This window comes from Spirosoma aureum, assembly GCF_011604685.1.
Taxonomy (GTDB): Bacteria; Bacteroidota; Bacteroidia; order Cytophagales; family Spirosomataceae; genus Spirosoma; species Spirosoma aureum.
Window position 1 is genome coordinate 3104974 of the sequence record NZ_CP050063.1, and the last position, 19619, is coordinate 3124592.

General features: G+C 47.1%; 18 protein-coding genes. 6 read left to right on the forward strand and 12 right to left on the reverse strand.

Going from position 1 to position 19619, the window contains the following annotated elements; all coding sequences use genetic code 11:
- Positions 1-11: 11 nt before the first annotated feature.
- From G8759_RS12240 to G8759_RS12265, 7 genes are all read right to left on the reverse strand, one after another.
- On the reverse strand, positions 12-1052 hold the full coding sequence (locus G8759_RS12240) for an endonuclease/exonuclease/phosphatase family protein (protein WP_232074222.1): 1041 nt from the start codon (positions 1050-1052) through the stop codon (positions 12-14).
- Positions 1053-1246: 194 nt separating this feature from the next.
- Complete coding sequence (locus G8759_RS35850; protein WP_232074223.1) at positions 1247-1546, reverse strand: hypothetical protein; 300 nt, start codon at positions 1544-1546, stop codon at positions 1247-1249.
- The gene (locus tag G8759_RS12245; RefSeq protein ID WP_232074224.1) at positions 1543-2196 is read right to left on the reverse strand and encodes a hypothetical protein; all 654 of its coding nucleotides are present in this window, start codon (positions 2194-2196) and stop codon (positions 1543-1545) included. Before G8759_RS12245 ends, G8759_RS35850 begins: the two co-directional genes overlap by 4 nt.
- A gap of 76 nt (positions 2197-2272) precedes the next feature.
- Positions 2273-3658, reverse strand: a complete 1386-nt coding sequence (locus G8759_RS12250) for a sensor histidine kinase (protein WP_167208323.1) — start codon at positions 3656-3658, stop codon at positions 2273-2275.
- Complete coding sequence (locus G8759_RS12255) at positions 3658-4338, reverse strand: response regulator transcription factor (protein WP_167208325.1); 681 nt, start codon at positions 4336-4338, stop codon at positions 3658-3660. The genes G8759_RS12250 and G8759_RS12255 overlap by 1 nt, the downstream gene beginning before the upstream one ends.
- A gap of 434 nt (positions 4339-4772) precedes the next feature.
- Complete coding sequence (locus tag G8759_RS12260) at positions 4773-6275, reverse strand: catalase (RefSeq protein WP_167208327.1); 1503 nt, start codon at positions 6273-6275, stop codon at positions 4773-4775.
- A gap of 188 nt (positions 6276-6463) precedes the next feature.
- Positions 6464-7177 (reverse strand): lysoplasmalogenase, encoded by a 714-nt coding sequence (locus G8759_RS12265; protein WP_167208329.1) that lies wholly within the window; start codon positions 7175-7177, stop codon positions 6464-6466.
- A 147-nt stretch (positions 7178-7324) separates the two neighbouring features.
- On the opposite strand from G8759_RS12265, the gene G8759_RS12270 reads away from it, so the two are divergent.
- Positions 7325-7627 carry a hypothetical protein gene (locus tag G8759_RS12270; protein WP_167208331.1) on the forward strand — a complete coding sequence of 101 codons (303 nt, stop codon included), beginning with the start codon at positions 7325-7327 and terminating at the stop codon, positions 7625-7627.
- Between the two features lie 78 nt (positions 7628-7705).
- Here the strand turns inward: G8759_RS12270 and G8759_RS12275 are convergent, their stop codons facing one another.
- Positions 7706-9250, reverse strand: coding sequence for a serine hydrolase domain-containing protein (locus G8759_RS12275; RefSeq protein WP_167208333.1), 1545 nt, complete (start codon positions 9248-9250; stop codon positions 7706-7708).
- A 179-nt stretch (positions 9251-9429) separates the two neighbouring features.
- Between G8759_RS12275 and G8759_RS12280 the strand changes: the two genes are divergently transcribed.
- Both G8759_RS12280 and G8759_RS12285 read left to right on the forward strand, forming a co-directional pair.
- Entirely contained in the window at positions 9430-9834 is a 405-nt protein-coding gene (locus G8759_RS12280; protein ID WP_167208335.1) for a BlaI/MecI/CopY family transcriptional regulator, read from the forward strand.
- 9 nt (positions 9835-9843) lie between these two features.
- Complete coding sequence (locus G8759_RS12285; RefSeq protein WP_167208337.1) at positions 9844-11844, forward strand: M56 family metallopeptidase; 2001 nt, start codon at positions 9844-9846, stop codon at positions 11842-11844.
- A gap of 19 nt (positions 11845-11863) precedes the next feature.
- Here G8759_RS12285 and G8759_RS12290 read toward each other — a convergent pair whose 3' ends face one another.
- From G8759_RS12290 to G8759_RS12305, 4 genes are all read right to left on the reverse strand, one after another.
- Positions 11864-12181: a DUF3817 domain-containing protein gene (locus G8759_RS12290; protein WP_162386229.1), complete on the reverse strand. Its 318-nt coding sequence runs from the start codon at positions 12179-12181 to the stop codon at positions 11864-11866.
- Between the two features lie 18 nt (positions 12182-12199).
- Complete coding sequence (locus tag G8759_RS12295) at positions 12200-12667, reverse strand: hypothetical protein (protein ID WP_167208339.1); 468 nt, start codon at positions 12665-12667, stop codon at positions 12200-12202.
- Between the two features lie 71 nt (positions 12668-12738).
- On the reverse strand, positions 12739-13653 hold the full coding sequence (locus G8759_RS12300; protein WP_167208341.1) for an AraC family transcriptional regulator: 915 nt from the start codon (positions 13651-13653) through the stop codon (positions 12739-12741).
- A 2-nt stretch (positions 13654-13655) separates the two neighbouring features.
- Entirely contained in the window at positions 13656-16199 is a 2544-nt protein-coding gene (locus G8759_RS12305; protein ID WP_232074225.1) for a M1 family metallopeptidase, read from the reverse strand.
- Between the two features lie 380 nt (positions 16200-16579).
- On the opposite strand from G8759_RS12305, the gene G8759_RS12310 reads away from it, so the two are divergent.
- From G8759_RS12310 to G8759_RS12320, 3 genes are all read left to right on the forward strand, one after another.
- Positions 16580-17770 carry an asparagine synthetase B gene (locus tag G8759_RS12310; RefSeq protein ID WP_232074305.1) on the forward strand — a complete coding sequence of 397 codons (1191 nt, stop codon included), beginning with the start codon at positions 16580-16582 and terminating at the stop codon, positions 17768-17770.
- A 427-nt stretch (positions 17771-18197) separates the two neighbouring features.
- Positions 18198-18476: a helix-turn-helix domain-containing protein gene (locus G8759_RS12315; RefSeq protein WP_197933121.1), complete on the forward strand. Its 279-nt coding sequence runs from the start codon at positions 18198-18200 to the stop codon at positions 18474-18476.
- A 403-nt stretch (positions 18477-18879) separates the two neighbouring features.
- Entirely contained in the window at positions 18880-19548 is a 669-nt protein-coding gene (locus G8759_RS12320; protein WP_167208345.1) for a class I SAM-dependent methyltransferase, read from the forward strand.
- Positions 19549-19619 lie beyond the last annotated feature (71 nt).

Below are 19619 nucleotides of genomic sequence, written 5' to 3' on the forward strand. Positions count from 1 at the left end.
TAGACGTGCTATCAATTCCTGGCCATTGTATGGGTAAGCGGTTTCCGCTGAGCCAGTATATTCGCTGGAATAGCTAACGATTTTTTGAGCACATATTGAGCCACGACCGGAAAATGGTCAGAAAAGGAGATGCCTGACAGGGTCTCGCAGGTTTTAATGTGCCAATCACTGCTAACGAATTGCTGATCAAGCCGTACACAAAAAGGATGACGGTTCAGTGTAAAGCCCAGTCCCTGACCAGCTTCCTCAAATGCATTCCTGAAGTTTTGGCTTAGCTTTCCGTACGAATAGCCCATCGGCGTTTCATTGAAATCCCCACAAATAATGACCGGGTAGCGACTGCCCGCTACGTATGATTCAACTTCCAGTAACTGCTCGTTTCGATTTTTAAATCCTTCTTTCAAGCGACGAAACGTATCGATCACCTCAAAGCAAAACTGGCCGATATGCCCTTCTTTCAGAGCGCTTACCGCCTGATTGGTTCGAACGCCCATCGACCATAGATGCACATTGACTACCCGTATGGTATCGGTTCCGTACGCGATATCGGCGCACAGAAAGCCATTGATATCAGGACCATGAATTCTGTTCCAGATACGACCATACTGATTCACAATGGGGTAGTTGGAAAATAAAGCCAGCCCTATTTCCCGATCTTTATCAAAACAGGTCAGCTTTTCTACTTTGGCTGCATACTGACGTTCAATCTGTTGATTGGGTGAATATTCCTGAAAACAGGCAATATCGGCCTTCAGTGGAGAGGCATCGAAGCCGTTATTGATGTTTGTTGGAAATGTTTCGCTGTTAAAACTCAGTACTTTCAGCGTCTGTGTCGGGCTCATATCGATATCGCCAACACTTGTTCCTACCAGCCTTTTTACGACCAGAAATGAGAATAAAACCCAGATCAGACCAGCCGTAGCAATCATCTTCTGTTGCTTGTAGAGTAGATAGATACAGGAGATTAAGCCACACGGAATGGCCAGGGGTAAGCTCATCATAACAAACCCGGTCAGCCAATGGCCAACAACGGGATAGTAACAAAAAGCCATTGTAAAAAAGAAGTAGCTGAGTGTTGTATAGGCGATAGGGAACTGACGGTATCTGTTGACGAATAGCCTGCCTGCGTTAGTTAATGTTCCCCAAAGAAGCTGTAGGACCCCCATTAAAAGACCGGCGAATTTGTGAAAAATTGACATAGCGTGAACGTTGAGATTAATTGATGGAGCGGCAAACGCAGCCCTGATTACTTCACATCGAATTGACCATCGCCAATTCTGATGCCTTCCGAGTACAACTCTACAGTGTAGCTGCCTGGCTTGTAGGAGGTATCCCGGCGGAAAAAAATATCGACCTGTTGGTCATTATTTTCGAAAGGGACTGACTGGCGTGTGCTGTAGCCAATCTCGCGACCTTCGAACCACAAAACACCACCAAGGCCGCTTTCATTGACAACAGCCCCATTGATGTCTAATATGCGCACGTAGATGTCTTTGTTCGTTTTGAGTGCCAGCGGATTCGACGGCATGATGAACGTAATTTTCAATCGGTCGATGCGTGAGGCTTTATACGTGCCCCCCGACGTTCTTTTCCGTTGGCAGCCAGGGCGATTACCTCCACATTGACCGCTTTCATGGCAGAAGCCAGCGTAACCTTATCCTGTAGATCGGCATTCTGGAGAGAATAATCAACGACCGTTCTGGCTAGTGCTGCCTTTTCGTGCTTTAAGCCTTCATTTTCAGTGATGATGGTTTGCTTTTCCTCTTCGAGTGCGCGGGTTCGGCTGAGTAGCGAGCCATTTTCGTCTTTCAGCTTACGATTGTCGTCCTCATGGAGGGCGAGAAAGTTTTTATAATCCCTGATTTTTAAATTGTAACGCTGAACCGAAAAGGAGAGATCGTACTTCAGTTTCTTCTTGTCGTTGTTTAACTGTCTTCGGATTCGCTCGAGTTCAGAAACGCTGCCGCCAAGCCGACGCACTTCGACAATTTTCTCATCCAGTACCTTTGAAATGGAGTCGAGTTTAAGCTGAGTAGTGGCAAATTGCTCTACTTTGGAGGTAAGTAATTTCTGGACTTCCAGAGTTTCGTTCCGGGAGCCAATGAACAGATAGGCCAGCAAAGCCAGAATGCCTGCCAGAGCCCCGATAGTCATATTTAATACTCCCTGCTTATTATTCGTCGCTTCTGCTTCCATCGCCCTCTTTCAGTAGGTAGTGCACAAAGCAACAACACTGAACTTAAGGAGGACTTAAGCTGACCTTAAATTTACCTTAAAATGAAAAAATAGTAGAAAGTGTTAGGGTAAAGGTGGTTCCTTCGGGTGTAGAACGCACCGCAATGTTGCCCTGATGGATCTGGGTGATCTGTGAAACAATGGCCAATCCTACACCATGCCCTTTGCTTGACAGCGCCGTTGAATTACTCCGAAAGAAAGGTTGAAAAATATAAGGTAAATCAGCTTCAGGTATCTGGACGCCCTCGTTAGAAACTGCTATAGTGAGCGTTCCTCCGTTGGATTTAAAGTTAACTTTCGCGGTTTTCGTCGGTGAAAACTTACAGGCATTATCAATCAGATTCATCAGCAGAACCTGAAGCGAGGCTCTGTTTCCCGGTGTAATCAGGGCGTCTTCATCGTCGGGAAAGTCAGTGAATGTCAGTATGATTCGATAGTCTTCGTGCCATTCCTGCAACTGCGTTTTCGTTTCCCAGAGCAACTCATCCATCCGGACCGGCTCAAATGGCATCGCATTGGCCTGAATCGACGTGTTGGCCAGTTCCAGCAACGTATTGGTCAACTGGATCAGCGTACGGGTATCTTCCTGGAGCGATTGAAGGGTGCGCTCATAAACCTCCGGATTGCGTTTCTGAATAAGCGCGACATCGATTTGCGAATTGATCTTGGTCAGGGGGTTTTTTAACTCATGCGAGACATTGGCGATAAACATTTTTTGCGTGTTCAGCGCCTGCTCGATGCGGTCGAGCAATTGATTGAAGGTGGCGACCAGCAAACCAATTTCATCCGAACGATTCGGGTGCTCAACCCGTTTGGCCACATTGGCCGGAAAAATGGTATTTACCTGCTGGATAATGCGCGACATTGGAGCCAGCGCCCGATCGGCAAAAAGCCAGCCCGAAATGCCCAGTAAAAGAATGGCGGCCAGAATCATGACCATCAGAATTTTCTTTAAATCATCCAGCGCTTCTTTCCCGGCCTGGTCAATACCGCTAACGATCACCCAGTTACTGCTCTTTCCTCCGCCGGTCAGGTGGATGGCTACGATCTGGTACTCATTCTGATGCAGATACAGTGTCTGGGCTGTGGAGTCGAACTGCGGAATGAATTGCTCGTGGAATTGGGTGTTTGCCGGGTTTGTGGAGAACAGAACCTCTTTGGTTTTTTCATTATAGACCGAAATGTTCTCGTTAAGCAACGGTTCTTTATTGGCCGCGTCAATGAGCCGCAAAACCGTGCTATCGGTCTGCTGTAAATCGAAAAGCAGGGTTGTTGTGGTAATGGCCCGATCCTGAAGCCGCTTGAAGAACCGCTTTTCGAGGTAAAGCTTGCTGAAGAAATAAACACCCAGCGAGAAAAATAGCAGAATTAGCGTTACCAGAAAGGAGAATTGGTAGGTGAGCCGGGTACGGATATTGATCATTACGACAATAACTTTACGACATATCCCATCCCAATCTGGGTATGGAGCAATTTAGAATCGAAGTCTTTATCTATCTTTTTGCGGAGGAAATTTATGTACACTTCGATGATGTTCGTACCGGTATCGAATGTCAGGTCCCAGAACCGCTCCGCTAGTTCAACTTTGGAGATTACCCGCCCCTGATGACGCAAAAAGTATTCGAGCAACTGAAATTCTTTGGCTGTCAGCGAGATTTCTTTACCCGCCCGTACCACTTTTTTAGTATCGGGATTTAATTCCAAGTCGGCGATTTTCAGTAGATTGGTCGTTTGAACCGTACTGTTATTTCGACGGGTCAGCGCCCTGACGCGGGCCATCAGTTCGCGAAACTCAAAGGGTTTCATCAGGTAATCATCCGCTCCTGCATCGAGCCCCACGATTTTGTCATCGGTCGTTCCAAGGGCTGTCAGCATCAAAATTGGGGTAGATACATCGGATTCTCTCAGCTTTCGGCAAAGCTCAAGACCGTTCATGCCAGGCAAAATAATGTCTGATATAATGAGTGCGTAGGACGATCGGGAAGCCAGTTGAAAACCCATAGTCCCGTCATAAGCTACATCAACCTCCCATTGATGTTCTTCAAGGCCTTGTTTAATGCTCTGGACTGTTTTGACCTCATCTTCAATAATCAGAATTCTCATGTTACTGCTATTTCTGCAGTCGAATTTATAGAAATAAAGCATTAAATAAGCTTTATCGATCGATAACGGGCCTTTTTGCCGATACTGAATCGGTCATCTTTACCCAAGTTGACTACCTATTGGCTTTCTGATGAGATATAGACCGGTTCTTTCTGGATCGAATTAATGCAGGCATGGGGACACAATTTGCAGTAAGATAACGAACGATTCTCATTGGTAGACATGCCTAGCTACAAGGGAGTTACGTCTGTATCTGAAATTAGTAACTAAAGGTATATCTATGCCGATGGAATTAGGGGAAAGTGTAAACGATCAGTGATGATAGATGAATAAAATTTCGAATAATACCAGCTACTGACTATAAAGTAAATTTTTGCAAAAAACAACGCCGGACAAATTTGCCCGGCGTGTTTACATATGGAGAAAGCTAAAAATTATGCGTGCTGTGCAGGCATTGCATTCTGGATCGTTTCCATGTTGATGCCTAATCCCTGGGCAATGCTCATACCCAGAGAAAGGTCGGCACGGAACCAGTGACACAACTGTAAATTAATGATCTGATCGCGTTTAGGGCCTTCAATTCCGCTCATCGCACCAACAATGTTATTGATCGTATTGCGCTTCTGATCGGGCGTCATCAGGCGGAACAGATTGCCCGGTTGCGTATAATGGTCGTTTTCGCCCGGTGCATTGCGGTCATACCAGCCTGCCAGTGAATCACCCAATTCCCAGGACGGTTGTTTGTAGCTTTCGTCGGCCACGATGTTATCAAAGCTATTCGGGAAATAGTTTGGGTTACGGCCTCCGTTGCCATCGACACGCATCTTACCGTCACGCTGGTAGTTGGTAACCGCAAAAGGACACCGGTTTACCGGAATCTGCTCGTAATTGCCGCCAAGCCGGTAGCGGTGTGCATCGGGGTAGGAGAGAATGCGACCCTGAAGCATTTTATCGGGCGAATAACTAATGCCATCGACAACGTGGGCTGGAGCGAATGCTGACTGCTCAACATCGGCAAAGTAGTTTTCCGGGTTTTCATTCAGTTCCAGAACGCCAACGTCGATCAGCGGGAAGTCGCCATGTGGCCATACTTTCGTCAGGTCAAAAGGGTTCCAGCGGAAGGTTTTGGCCTGTTCTTCGGTCATAACCTGAATTTTTACGTTCCAGCGTGGAAAATCCCCGCCGTCAATGGCTTTTACCAGATCACGCTGTGCATAATCGGCGTCAAGCCCTTTCATTTTTACAGCCTCATCGTTTTCAAAGTTTTTGATACCCTGGGCCGTTTTGAAATGAAATTTCACCCAAACCCGCTCATTGTCAGCATTGATCAGCGAGAACGTATGTGAGCCGTAGCCATTCATGTGCCGGTAACCGTCGGGCGTGCCCCGATCTGACATCAGAATCAAAACCTGGTGCAGACTTTCAGGATTCAGGCTCCAGAAATCCCACATCATCGTTGGCGACTTGCAATTGTTATACGGGTCGCGTTTCTGAGTGTGAATAAAATCGCCGAATTTTTTCGGGTCTTTGATGAAAAATACGGGCGTGTTGTTGCCGACCAGATCCCAGTTACCGTCTTCGGTGTAGAATTTTAAGGCAAAGCCACGTGGGTCGCGTTCGGTATCAGCCGATCCTTTTTCACCACCAACCGTCGAAAAACGTAGAAATGTCCGGGTTTGTTTGCCAATTTCACTGAACACTTTCGCCCGTGTATACTTCGTGATGTCGTGGGTTACGGTAAATGTTCCGAATGCCCCCGATCCTTTGGCGTGTACGACACGCTCCGGAATACGTTCCCGGTTGAAATGAGCCATTTTCTCGTGCAGAATATAATCCTGCAACAACAGCGGACCGCGCGGCCCGACCGACATGGAATTTTCGTTTTCGTAATAAGGGCTTCCCGATGCCGTAGTGAGTTTTTTAGGTTGGTTTTCCATACGGGTAAACGAACGGTTTAGTAGTGAATAATAGCCACACCAGATGGGTGATGGCACGTTTAACAAGACAATAGTAAGAGTAAGCTACTTATCAATCAAATTGATTTAATTGATTATAGTATCGAGAACAACTATGAGAGTGGATGAATTTATAGACTATAAACTAGTATCTTGCTACTGATCAGCCATCATGCGTTTTGGGGCTTCTCGGAAACCAGTTGCTGCACCATACCAACCACGATCAAATATTGGGCAGCCGCGTAGGTACTCATAATTACCCAGGCCGCTTCCGTAAAAGGGTGGAGAAATTTATCGATGGCAATAGCTGAATCGGAAAGAATAAACAGCAGGGCTCCGGCAACAACCCACGCGAAACCCGGCAAACTTCGGCGTTGAGTAGCCAGTATGCCCATTAGGCTCAAACAGACTACGTAAACAACCACAGGCCACCAAAGTCCGTTTAGCAGCGAATTTTCGATAAATTCAGGTCGGAGCATGACCAGAAAGATGGTATCGTACAGGGCAAATCCGGCAGCATACAACCAGACCGATTTTGTCCAGCTACGTTTTCTGTCCTGACGCATTGATAACCAGAAAGCCCTGCTGTAACATAACTGCATCAACAGGAAAGCACCGAGCCCTAAGGCGAATAGATCAACTTCGCGGATCATTAGAAATATATCGCCGATCAGCGCGAAAACCATGCCGGTCATCAACCATCGTATGTAGGCCGAATACCCGATCGACTGGCAGCACTGGCGGACATAAAGAATAAGAAGGGCCATAATTAGTGGTTTACAGCCGTAGTGAAGCACCCGATTGGAAAGGGTATCGCCGATGATTTCGAGCAGGGTAATAGCAGCGAACGTAAGTGTAAATGAGCGGGTTGGACTGGCCGACATGGTGTTGGTGGGTGGTTTAGGTTGATCAAAAGTACAGGTTAATTGGTTCAGCTAACCGGTGCCAAAGTGAATCAAAATAGCAGATAATCAAACCATTTGCCCGGTAGCCCGTTTATAAATAAGTACTCAACGAAAAATAGGATCACCATGGATAAGGCACAGAAGTTTGAGTTGATGAACAAAGTTGTTCGTGAACTGGAAGACCTTCAAAACAGCCAGACGGCACTCATTACTAAAATCAGCCAGATTGAAGTAGACAATATGAATGGGCTGAACGATTCGTATCTGGAGAAAAACCTGGGCGATATGCATTCGAAAATCGCGGAAAACGTCGATTCGATCAATGAGATTTTCTCTCACTTCGAAACCCAGCGCGATGATTATGCCGAAAAGAATGGTGCTGCCATTGCCGCTGCCGAAGCCGCTGCGGCCATAGAAGCCGTGAAATAATCTACACATAATCACAATAGAACAAGCCGGACGAATCGATTCGTCCGGCTTGTTCTGTTTGGTGACTAACCCCAAGCCTTATTCTTCTTGCCCGACTAATTTCTGCAATGCTTTCTTGCCATCTTTATTATCAGGCCATAACTGAATAGACTTTCGGTACATGGAGATAGCCTCTTCTTTCTTACCAGTTTGCGCCAGAGCAATGGCATAGCTATCGTAGGTATTGCCGCTTTTCGGGTAGAGTAGCGTGTTCAGCTTGAAGGCCTCCAGAGATAGCTCATTATGGTTGGGCAAGGCTGCTTTTAGTAAGTCAAATCCTAATCGATTCATTTCCAGCTCATCCAGGTAATAATGGGTACTGTCGTCTTTTAATTCGTTGAATTTGCTAATGGCGTGATCGGGTCCTTTCGTTACCAGAGCCTCTCCGTATACCCTTACCAGCGATTGCCTGAGCTGAATGTTAAGGGGAGCAAGGTCATTCAGGAGGTTAGAAACGGAGACCATGACCTGAATGGGATTATTATCGGTATTGTCGTAAAAGAGTATGGTTTGATCGTTCGTAAGGTTATGATGCAGAAAGGTGGTCAGGCCAACGATATGCCCATCGTGAAAAATGAATTTGTTGACAGGCTCCGTTTTACTGCTATAAAGGCTCCAGCCTAAACCGTAGGAACGGCTGCTGCTACCCATGTGATAAACCTTTCCGTTTGTTAATGTCACTGGCTGAAAGGCTTCTTCCAGTAAGGCCGGACTGATCAGTTTTCCGGTCAATAAAGTCTGGTCAAAGCGCCATAAATCCTGGATGGTGCTTACAACATTACCTGGGCCTGCCAGACTTCCCAACTGATAATAGGTATAAAACTGGTTGTGATCCAGCGAATCGACGTTTAGGTAGGCCGACATGTATTGAGTCGGCCGGGTATAACGAACTGTATTGCGCATACCTGCTTCCCGCACATACGTTCCTGTCATACCGGCAGGAGTGAATACGTTTTTTTTCAGATACGTAGCGAACGAAAGGCGGCTAATTTTTTCGACCAGCATAGCCAGTACGACATAGTTGGTATTGTTGTAACGCCAGGTATCGCCCGGTTGGGAAAGGAGTGGTTTTTTCTGCTCGACCAGATGGGTATAGACTTTCTGACTGCTTATTAATTCATCCGGATGGGCAATTATATAGGAATCTTCCTGACGCTCAAGAATTGGCAAACCGGAAGTATGAGTTAACAAATGCCGTATCGTAACGGTGGGGTACGGGAAGTCCGGAAAGTGGATTGCCAGGGCATCATCTACTTTTATGTTGCCCTTTTGCACCAATTGCAATACGGCAATGGCTGTAAAGGGCTTGGACAGAGAAGCCAGATTAAAATGGGTCGTATCGGTGTTCAGAATGCGACGGCCAAAATCGGCATAACCTACAGATTTCTGATAAATAATCTTCCCGTGTTCAGCTACTAAAATGCTTCCATTAAACAAGCGGTGATCGGCCAGAGTCGTTATAAACGAATCGATCCGGGAAACTTTGGGGTGCTGGGTCTGGGCGGGCAATTGTGCAAAGTTGGGTCTACTTAATCCCATCAGGAGCAAGCCCAATACGTGTTTGATCATTGTTTTTGTCTTCATTGTTTTTAGCGGTTTTAATTAGCGTTAAGTGATGAAGGGTCAATCAGTGCTTTAAGTGTAAGAAATTATTCTTATGTTTAAAGCACTGATTGACAAACTTCGAGGCAAGGTTAATTATTTTTTTTGAAAGTAAGAAAGTTTTCTTAGTGCAATTAAGAAAACTTTCTTAGGTTTGTGTCATGAAAGCGACTAAACATGAAAATAGCGCTCCATCGGAGCCAACCAAATCGGAGCTTGAGATTCTACAGATCCTGTGGGAGTTTGGGCCAACAACGGCTCGTTTCGTAAACGATCACCTCAATCAGCACACCCGAAAAGTCATCTATATGTCCACACTGAAATTAATGCAGATCATGGTGGAAAAGGGATTGCTGAAAAAGGACGAAAGCCAGATGAAACACATTTATTGGGCGGCCGTCGAAGAAGCGAAAACGAAAGGATTTCTCCTGGATCGGGTGGTGGATACGTTGTTCAATGGTTCGGCGGGAAATCTGATGATGCAACTGTTAGGCAATAAAAAAATCTCCCCGCAGGAGATCGAAACGTTTCGTGAGTTACTGAAAAAAATAGACCAAAAGCAATAGCATAATACGATGGAAGCGCCGTTTTTAACCCAATGGTTGTCCGGGCCAATAGCCAAAGCTATTTGCTGGACACTGATTCATTCCTTATGGCTAGGCGTGATCGTTGCCTTGCTTGCCGGACTAATTATTATCGGCACGCAAAAATCATCGTCTCGCCTGCGGTATCAACTTTTGTGCGGTAGCCTGCTGTTGTTTGTCTTATTGTCAGGATTTGTCCTTTATCGGGAACTGACGAACTATAGATCAATGCAGCCCGTCATTAGCTCGACCTCAGCAAGCACTGCCCTCATTAATTCGGTAACAACCTCGCCTAACGATATAATCGTCGAAAATACGAATCTGGTTAATGGGCTGATCGCCTTCATCAATCGTGAATCGGTCTGGATTTTAGCGGTCTGGTTCCTGTTTTTCGTATTGAAAAGCCTGAACGTAATTGGCGGGCTGTTCTACATTCATCGCATCCGAACGCATAAGGTTTATGGCCCCGCCGAAGAATGGCAGAATAAAGTATTGGCCTTTAGCCAGCGTCTGGGCATTCGTCAGTCAATAACCTTGCTACAGTCTCAGTTGGTGAAAGTACCGGTAACCGTGGGGCTTTTGAAGCCGGTTATTGTGTTGCCGATGGGCCTGCTGGTGCAATTGCCTCCTGAGCAGATCGAAACAATTCTCTGGCACGAACTGGCGCACGTTTGGCGACGCGATTACTTCATGAACCTGCTGCAGAGTCTGGTCGAAACAGTTTTCTTCTTTAATCCGGCGTTGTTGTGGATTTCTGCGCTGATTCGCGAAGAACGGGAAATCTGCTGTGATGACATCGTACTTTCTCAGACGACCAGCAAAAGCAATTACCTGGAAGCATTGCTTGCTTTTCAGGGCTACGACAACCCGTCCGCCGAGTTTGCTATGCCGCTGGGTTTCAGGAGTCAACTGTTGGTTGATCGGTTAAGGCGGATTGTTACACAGGAAAACAAACGGTTAAATGTGGTTGAAAAAATTGCGCTGGTAGCCGGACTACTCCTGGTTATGACCTCCTTTCTGATCCCTGAACTAAAGCCCGAACGTCGCCCAACTACAATAGCTATAAAAAAGAATAGGCTGGCGGTGGCAAATGACAGGCCCGAAGTAAATCCAATTCATGAACAGGTTGGCCTTCGTGAGGCCCTATCGCATCAGCTCTCCAGAAGTCGTCCAGTTGCCAGGCCAGCCATCGCAAGGGTGAGCACTGAACTTCCAAAGGACACGACAATACAGTTTACCAGTATTCTTTTTGTCAATAACAATCGGGATATGATGAACCGGGAGATGGATGTTCGCGATGAAACCGGGAATCGCTATCACCTGAAAATCGCAGACAATAAACTTAAGTCGCTGGCAATTAATGGTGTTGTTGTCCCAGAGTCAAACCTGAATCAGTACCAGAATTTGCTTCGTCAGATCGATGCCGTATTGGCCGAAAAACGGCAGCAAAAGCAGGAGGCAATCGCTGGAGTTAACCTGAAAAGAGAAACGGAAAGACAGCAGCAACTACAACGCCTGAAGGAAAGTCAGTTGAATAAGGCAAACCACCAGCAAGCGTTTAACAAGACTGGCAATCCGGAAAAAAAATGGGCCGATCCAGTAAGTAAGCAAAAACGACTGCCTGCTGAAACGGATAAGATCGGGAAAGAACCTGGCGACAAAAAAAGATACATCGCACAGGCCGACAGTGTGGCTAAACAACAGTCATGGCCGAAGAAAAGACGGCCATCGCCACCGGATATAAGCCGTGATCAGGAGCGTGTACGCGGCATAATTGCAACGCTGGTCGAAGAGAAGGTGGTTACTGATCCGGCGTCGGTAGATTGGTTCGGTCTAAGTGAAGAAGAGTTGATTGTGAACGGAAAGAAACAACCAGATGAACTTCACCAACGATTGAAAGCGCACTACGACATAAAGCCCAGATACGGACTATACTATGGACCCGTACAGATGACTGGCACCGGTATATTCCTGGATAAAGGCGATTTATGACATAGTGCGAAGTCCAAATTCATACCTGTTCGGTTGTTGCCGGTAGGTGGCGAAAGACTTTATAATCAGCATAGAATGTACCACCGGGAATAATGGACGCCAGCAACGCTAAGGCTGTTTTACCCAATGGCCAGCCGTATTCTGTTTTTGCCTGAATGACGGTCAGAACATACATTACAAAGAGTAAGCCGTGAATCGGGCCGATGATCTGTACTGCTTCCGGATGGCCGCCGATTCGTTTTAAGGGCACAGCGATAAATAACAGCAGAACATACGAAAGACCTTCTGCGAAACTAACGAAGCGTAACCGGATTTTGGGCGAATTGAAGAAATGCATAGCTGGTATGTTAACGAATTAGAATGAACGAAGCCAGGGCCGGGCTGCCAGGGGCGAAAATGGCCACGGAATAGCGACTAAAATTAGCAGGAGACTGATGGTAAAATAAAGAGCGGTTGTTTTAAATTTCTGTTGGGCCAACCGCTGGCGTTTGGCCTTGCTTGACCCAATGGTCATGATTACTACCGATACAATCATCAGGCTAATGTGAATCAGGGCAAAAAAACGAAATTCGGGCGATTGGCTGGCATCGGGCGAGAATTTCCAGTAGTAGCTGACAATGGGACTTTTGGCGTAAAGATAGAAACCAACGAGTAATTGTGTGTGTGCAAGCGACGTGGCAACAACCCGTAACGTCTGATCAAATGGCCGATAAGTGCTGTTTTTTACCCAGCCCCAATAGCTTCCGCCAAGGGATGCCAGTAAACTACCGAAGACGAGCCATCGCAGGGTGTTATGAACAACTAAAAGAATAGGGTAGATCATTGAAGCGACAAGTCAGGTAAATCGACGCAAAGTTCTGTCAGTCTGACTTGTCATGAGTAGTCATAAACCGGCTAAGATTGGTTTGAATCAATCATTCGACGGAAATCAGTTGGACTAACCTGCGCATATTTTCGGAAAAGCTTGCCAAACGTCGACTGGTCGTCGAAGCCCATCTCGTGAGCAATTTGAGCTATAGTTAAGCCAGATTGAAACAACAATACTTTTGCTTCCAGTACAATCCGTTCGTCAATCCATACCGAAGGTGATTTACCCGTTCTGCTTTTGATCACTTTGTTGAGGTGGTTCGGGCTGACATTCAACTGGTCTGCATATTGACTGGTTGATCGGGTTTCGCGGATTTGCATCGTGAGCAAATCCATAAATCGCTGCACAAGCCGGTCGCCTGCATCGATTTTTGTCGTGACAGCACCCGTATATACCCGGTTGATTTCGGTAAGCAGGGCTAAAAGATAGGGCCGAATCAGATCCGTTTTCGCCGATCCGTTTTCGGTGTATTCAATCGTTAGCCTATCCAGGATATTGTTTACGAATGTCGTTTGCTGTGCCGATAGCGAAACATGGGGATTGCTGGTCAGTTTTAGAAATTCAAAATCGGTATCGCCAACCGCGCTAAGCACTAATTCCTGACTAAAAAAGCACATAAACCCCACCGAATCGTTACGAATAGCGTTTAACGTGAAAATCTGTAAGGCCGGAACAAGTACCAGATCCTGCCCGGTGAGCGTATATGCCTGATGCCCAACGGTCAGATCGACCTGTCCGCTCGTGAGCATAATCAGCGCGTGATTGCTGGTTCGGGAAGGAGGGAGGGGGAGTTTAATAACCGGCCAGCTATACGCAAGGGGCGCAATTATGAACTGGTTAAAGTTATCCTTAAACCGCTCTGACCACGATTCGTTTTTTATCAGAAACCGTTCGCGGGCCATCTCCGGACTAATCGCCGGAAAAACATCACCGTTTGTCATGGCTAATACAGTAATTTACTAGCCCGAAACGGACTGTCGGCAGCCTGGAGCAATTTAGCCCGTAGACGTGGGTTATAGGTCGGCCGTTCTGCCAGAAATTTACGCACCAACTGCGCTGTTTCGGGTGTCTGGTAGCCTGACAGAATGGATCGTAGCCACGATTCCGGAAAGAAAATATCGCCCGTTCGCTGAATTTCTTCCAGTAACTCCAGGCTCTTTGCGAGGTATTTTGCTGAGGTTTGTGCTCGCAATGGATGGTGCAGATAGCCCAGTGCGGCTGTTACCCAGGCTTCCCGTTCGCGGTTTGCTTCGCTGGCCAACGACGCAAAAAAAGCATCGCGTTCGGCAACGTTGGATGAAAGGGCGGGCATCATAAATTCTAACCGTTTCTTCCGATCCGGGTTTTTGATGCGAATCAATTGCCTGGCCAGAATGCCCTCGGCCGGATAGTCGCGTACCGCCAAAGCGAGAGCCAGACTGGTATAATCGTCTTCGGTAAGCGTGACTCCCGCTGGTGCTTTCTGGTCGTTCCAGATGGTATAAAGCCTGTCGCGGGCTTCCGGGCTGGATGCAATGGCCTGATAAAGACGAAACAACAATTTCTTCTTTCCAGAAGCGGTTTCGTGTTCCATTGCGTGCCAGGTGGCCTGCTCAACGCTGGCTGCAAGGCTCGTGCGTTGGTCTGGTTTTGTGAAATTCCAGACGATGTCCGATAACTGGTTCGTTAACAGGCGAAGATTCAGTTCTTCCGGTTCTTTATCCAGCAAACTTTGGTAGATTTTGGCCAGACGTGCCGGGTCGATGACCTGCCTCGAGAGCATATTTTCGTAGAGGTTAATGTAGGCCGCTGCCCGCGTTACCGGATTTTTAAGCGTAGCCAGTTGCGAAATCATGGCCGTATCGATCGGAAAAAGGCCATACCCTTGCCCTGATGAATTGAATACGACGAAAGAAGGTGCCGTTTTACCGACTGCTTCCGGCAACTCGACCTGCGACTTCGTCATGGCTACGGTCAGTTCATCGACATGGTCCGGATAAACCAGCGAAACCTCAAATCCCTGCGGCCATAACCGGTTCGAGCCATCTTCGCCCTTCTGCGTAATAACAAACCGGTTGATTTTGCCGGCCTTCTGGTCGAGCTGATACGTGAATGTTGGCCGCCCGGTTTCATTGACCCAAACCCGATTCCAGGCTTTTAGGTCGGTGGGCGTATAAGGGTCCAGAATGGCAATGAGGTCGGCCCAGGTAGCATTATCGAAGGCGTATTTTTTGAGATACGCTCGTAACCCGTCGCGCAGGGCGGTTTTGCCCATCAATCGCTCCAGTTGCCGCATCATAATGGGTGCCTTGTGGTAGATGATGCCGCCATAAAGCGTACCGGCTTCTTTCAAATTTGCCAGTGGCTGCCCGATTGGGTTCGCTCCCTCGGTGCGATCAACGGCATAGGCCGCTGGAAAATGATCGACCACAAACTGAAGGTCATAATTCGCATCCGGCGAAGAAACTTCGGTGATTTTGTCAGCCATGAAGTTGGCAAATACCTCTTTTAACCATACATCGTCGAACCAGCGCATCGTTACCAAATCGCCGAACCACATATGGGCCGTTTCGTGCGAAATCAGCGTGGCGCGGGACAATTTCTGATCGCGGGTAGCTCCATTGTCCAGAAATAAACTCGACAGCTTGTAATCGATGGCTCCCGCGTGTTCCATGCCACCATATTGGAAATCGGGAATGGCTGCGAAGTCAAACTTCCGGAATGGGTAGGGAATCTGGGTGTATTCTTCGAGAAACGTTAAAGCATCAGCATGGAGGTTAAAGATCGGGTCCAGGCTGAGCCGGATTTTGGTCGTATCCGTTTCGCGATGAAGTAACGTCATCGGTCGACCTTTCACTGTCCGGGAAATGGGCGTGAATTTACCGGCTACAAACGAGAATAGGTACGTCGGGATGACTTCCGAAGCTAGAAAGTTGATCGTCTTCCGGTTGCCTGTTGCCGATGAATCCTTTACGGAAGCATTTGTCATAGCCTGCCAGCCTTTCGGAACGGTGAGGGACAGTTGAAACGAGGCCTTTATATCGGGTTGATCGAAGCAGGGAAACACTGTTCGGGCGCGGTCAGGAACGAGCAATGTATAGAGGTATTCATCGTTACGGTTAAGTGATGAATTGCCTGCCGTAAACTGAATCGAAATAGTATTATTTCCCGGCTTCAGAAAAGCAGTAGAAATTAACAGATGTTCGCTCTCAAAGACAATGGGAATGACGGTTCCGTTGACAGAAACTGACTGCAAATGAGCGCGTTCTTCCTTAAAATCAAGTTGGAGTGAAGCCATAGTTTCATTTTTCCTGTTGCGGGAGGTCGCCCAGTTAAATGTAATTGATTCACTCGCTGGAATAGGTTGGTTTTTTTGCTCCGGAATGTCGAACTTTAAAGCATAAGTCACTTTACTGATGGTTTGCTTCCGGGTTTTTGCCAAAGCCTGCGATACACCGGTTTCGACCGGTGGCGATTGAGCAAGTACAGGGTGGTGACCAGAAAGCATAGTAAGTACATAGAGTAGGCTTGCAGTAATGCCGTAACGAGTATTTCGTGGAGAGTTCCAGACCATTTTACGTAGTTGAAGGAAGTGCAAAGTTTGTTGATTATCGCGTATTGGCGGCCGATCAACCGGAAATGATAAACAACAAACCCTTAAGCTACAAACTAAACCTGGTTTGGCAGTGAGTTCGCAACGTTGGGTCAAAAATAATGCACACTATGAAATGGCATCTTACTTTTCGTGGTGATTGGTCGAATACAGCCGAAATAAATCCTTTATCTGCTGGTTACGGCATTCGTTTCAGCCGTTTCCGATCAATTGCTTTCTCTTTCCTGTTGCTTCTGCTAGTTGTTACTGGCCGCGCTGGTTCGGTGTTGATTCCGATGGATAACCAGCAGAGTAATCACCTCAAAGCTTACGGCATTGCCTACAAAGTGCTGAAAGACGGCGAAGATGTTGACTGGCTCCTGAATTATCGGGGCGGTAGTTTTCTGGTTAAGCAGACGCAGGCCGTTGAAACAGAATGCCGCGTTCGGGGTGTTTCGTTCGAAGCCATATCGGATGCCAAAGCTGCGTCGATCAGGCAGCAACTGTCTGATCCTGATCTGAATATGAACGTCGTAACGTTGCAGAAGGCGGCTAAAATTATCGTGTACTCACCAATCAAAGTTAGCCCGGCGGAGTTCGAGAATACCGATGCCGTGTTGCTGGTACTGACGTATGCTGAAATTCCGTATGAACTCGTGTATGATGAAGAAATACTGAAAGGCGACCTGCCCAAATATGACTGGCTTCACTTACACCATGAGGATTTTACCGGTCAATACGGCCGCAATATGCATCGGCAATCGCTGGCCGATATAAAAGCGCAGGAGGATATTGCCCGGAAATATGGCTACTCGAAAGTATCACAGATGAAACTGGCCGTTGCCAAAGGGATTAAGGAATTCTGCGCCGGTGGAGGTTATTTGTTTGCAATGTGCTCAGCCGCTGAAACGCTCGATATTGCACTGGCGGCCGAAGGGGTCGACATTGTCGGCAGCGCCTACGACGGTGATGGAGCTGATCCCGACGCTCAGGATAAACTCGATTTTACAAAAACATTAGCCTTTGGAAATTTTACGCTGGAAGGCGACAATGGTTACCGCGGTTTTTCGACTTTTTCCGACATTAATTCGGCGGGTGGACGCGGTTTCGATCAGCCGGGTGGTTTCTTTGAACTGTTCAATTTCTCGGCCAAATGGGATGTTATTCCGGCCATGCTCACGCAGAACCACGAGTCGATTATCAAGGAATTCTTCGGGCAGACGACGGCTTTTCGTAAGGGAGCCGTTAAGCCGAGTAGTCTGGTAATGGGTGAAGGTAAAACCTCCGATCGCTACATCTATGGTGAAGTAGGTCGAGGGCAGTGGACATTCTACGGCGGTCATGATCCGGAAGGAGCACGCGGTGGGGGCGGGGGTAACTTTCGCAACCCGACGGACCTGAATCTGCATCCTCACTCGCCGGGTTATCGATTGATTCTCAATAATGTACTCTTTCCGTCGGCCCGGAAGAAGAAACGGAAGACATAATGCCATAACGCTCTATAAGCACAAAAAACCAAAGAGTTGATAGTAATCGACTCTTTGGTTTTTTGTGCTTATAGAGCGTAACGCTTTCGCTATTGACCAGCTTTATAATTGTTTTGGCCTTTAAAACAAAGTCGATTGCGGGGGTGTCGTCTACTTTTGTTCCATCAAAACGGCAGAAAATGATCCATACAGAGCCCTGAAAGGCTTTAAACTCTGTAGGACTTTGGCTTTGAGCCGTAGAGCTGTGCCACGGTTACTAATTATGTACAAGCGAACCGTGGCACAGCTCTACGGCTCGAAGCCAAAGTCCTGCTCTCGACGCAATATAACTGTCGAATTGACTGGTATTTAGCGCAGAAGAGATGAATTACAAAACTGTAGATTACTACGTGGTCGCCGTTGCGGGGTGGATGGCTTTCCGGGTTTCATGGATAAGAATTTCATGTTCAATATGACCATGGAGAAATTTGGTTACCTGACCGGCAGAAGTCTTACCACGTTAAAACGTGATTTTAAGAAGGCATTCAACACGACACCGCAGAAATGGCTTACTCAAAAACGACTCGAACGAGCGCATTATCAGTTGACGAGGAAAAAGCGGAAACCAGTAGAGGTTTATTTTGAAGTAGGTTTCGAAAGCCTCTCGCATTTCTCTTTTGCGTTTAAAAAACAGTTTGGCTATTCTCCTGATTCTTTGATAAAATAGTAATTCTGAAATCATCAGATTGACCAACATGACTGGCCTCACCGGTTTCCCGGTCAGACTACTGTTATCTACTAGCCTACTGTCCCAAATTTGATAGAAAATGTCCCGAATAAGTAAAGCGTCTACAAAAAGTGGCTATACTTTTACGCAATAGGTCGCAACAGCCAAATCAGGGCCGATTTCAGGCAGATACCAACGGATGATCGTCGCCATTGGGATAGAAGTAGAACGACTTGATGGCTAATCCATACCTTATTGGTTCGGCTTACTGCCAACTAAAAACGGATCCTGCCCGGCTAAGTAGTTAGTTGAAAAAGGTTTTTCAGGCCTTCATTTAACTCGACGAGACTACCATGTCAATGTGTAACGGCCTGTTATATTTAGGGTTGAAAACCAGCAGACTATGAGCCAGAAGGGACTATACGTACAATATGGTTGTGGGTTATCGGCACCCACAGAATGGATTAACTTTGACACCTCCCCAACTCTACGTATTCAAAAAATACCCTTACTGGGGCGTTTGCTTAAAAATCAGCTTCCCTGCACTTTCCCCGCCAATGTTCGTATTGGTAATATTATCACGGGATTGCCCGTACCAGCCAATTCCTGTCTGGGTGTGTATAGTTCGCACATACTGGAACACCTATGCCTGAACGATTTTCGGAAGGCGTTGGAAAATACGTATACCATCCTGCAACCGGGTGGGTTATTTCGCTGCATCGTTCCCGATCTGGAGACGTATGCCCGACAATATGTTGCCGAACTTGAATCGGGCGACCCCAGGGCCAGTCACCGGTTTTTATCACCCTGGGGTGAACGCGCCATGCTGGGCGTTGAGAGTCGTCCGCGCGGGGCGAAGGGCATTTTAACGGCTTTGTTGGGTAATTCGCACCATCTGTGGATGTGGGATCGCCATTCGTTAACCAACGAACTGCAAGCCGCTGGCTTTGTCAGTATCCGACCCTGTGCATTTAACGACTCAACCGATCCGATGTTTCGCTATGTAGAGGACCCTGACCGCTTTCAGTCGGCGGTTGTGCTTGAATGCACCAAACAACTAAAAAAGCCGTAAGCCGATCCACTATTTTCAGGGCGTTAATCAGCATCAGTAAAGAGACCAATTGCCAACAGTTGTTGCGACAG

Coding starts and splice junctions, on each gene's coding strand:
- G8759_RS12290 (WP_162386229.1), bottom strand. CDS start 12,181: ATGCATTTCTTCAATTCGCCCAAAATCCGGTTACGCTTCGTTAGTTTC.
- G8759_RS12270 (WP_167208331.1), top strand. CDS start 7,325: ATGGATAAGGCACAGAAGTTTGAGTTGATGAACAAAGTTGTTCGTGAA.
- G8759_RS12280 (WP_167208335.1), top strand. CDS start 9,430: ATGAAAGCGACTAAACATGAAAATAGCGCTCCATCGGAGCCAACCAAA.
- G8759_RS12255 (WP_167208325.1), bottom strand. CDS start 4,338: ATGAGAATTCTGATTATTGAAGATGAGGTCAAAACAGTCCAGAGCATT.
- G8759_RS12305 (WP_232074225.1), bottom strand. CDS start 16,199: ATGCTTTCTGGTCACCACCCTGTACTTGCTCAATCGCCACCGGTCGAA.
- G8759_RS12260 (WP_167208327.1), bottom strand. CDS start 6,275: ATGGAAAACCAACCTAAAAAACTCACTACGGCATCGGGAAGCCCTTAT.
- G8759_RS12320 (WP_167208345.1), top strand. CDS start 18,880: ATGAGCCAGAAGGGACTATACGTACAATATGGTTGTGGGTTATCGGCA.
- G8759_RS12265 (WP_167208329.1), bottom strand. CDS start 7,177: ATGTCGGCCAGTCCAACCCGCTCATTTACACTTACGTTCGCTGCTATT.
- G8759_RS12275 (WP_167208333.1), bottom strand. CDS start 9,250: ATGAAGACAAAAACAATGATCAAACACGTATTGGGCTTGCTCCTGATG.
- G8759_RS12250 (WP_167208323.1), bottom strand. CDS start 3,658: ATGATCAATATCCGTACCCGGCTCACCTACCAATTCTCCTTTCTGGTA.
- G8759_RS12285 (WP_167208337.1), top strand. CDS start 9,844: ATGGAAGCGCCGTTTTTAACCCAATGGTTGTCCGGGCCAATAGCCAAA.
- G8759_RS12300 (WP_167208341.1), bottom strand. CDS start 13,653: ATGACAAACGGTGATGTTTTTCCGGCGATTAGTCCGGAGATGGCCCGC.
- G8759_RS12315 (WP_197933121.1), top strand. CDS start 18,198: ATGGATAAGAATTTCATGTTCAATATGACCATGGAGAAATTTGGTTAC.
- G8759_RS12245 (WP_232074224.1), bottom strand. CDS start 2,196: ATGGAAGCAGAAGCGACGAATAATAAGCAGGGAGTATTAAATATGACT.
- G8759_RS12240 (WP_232074222.1), bottom strand. CDS start 1,052: ATGGCTTTTTGTTACTATCCCGTTGTTGGCCATTGGCTGACCGGGTTT.
- G8759_RS12310 (WP_232074305.1), top strand. CDS start 16,580: ATGGATAACCAGCAGAGTAATCACCTCAAAGCTTACGGCATTGCCTAC.
- G8759_RS12295 (WP_167208339.1), bottom strand. CDS start 12,667: ATGATCTACCCTATTCTTTTAGTTGTTCATAACACCCTGCGATGGCTC.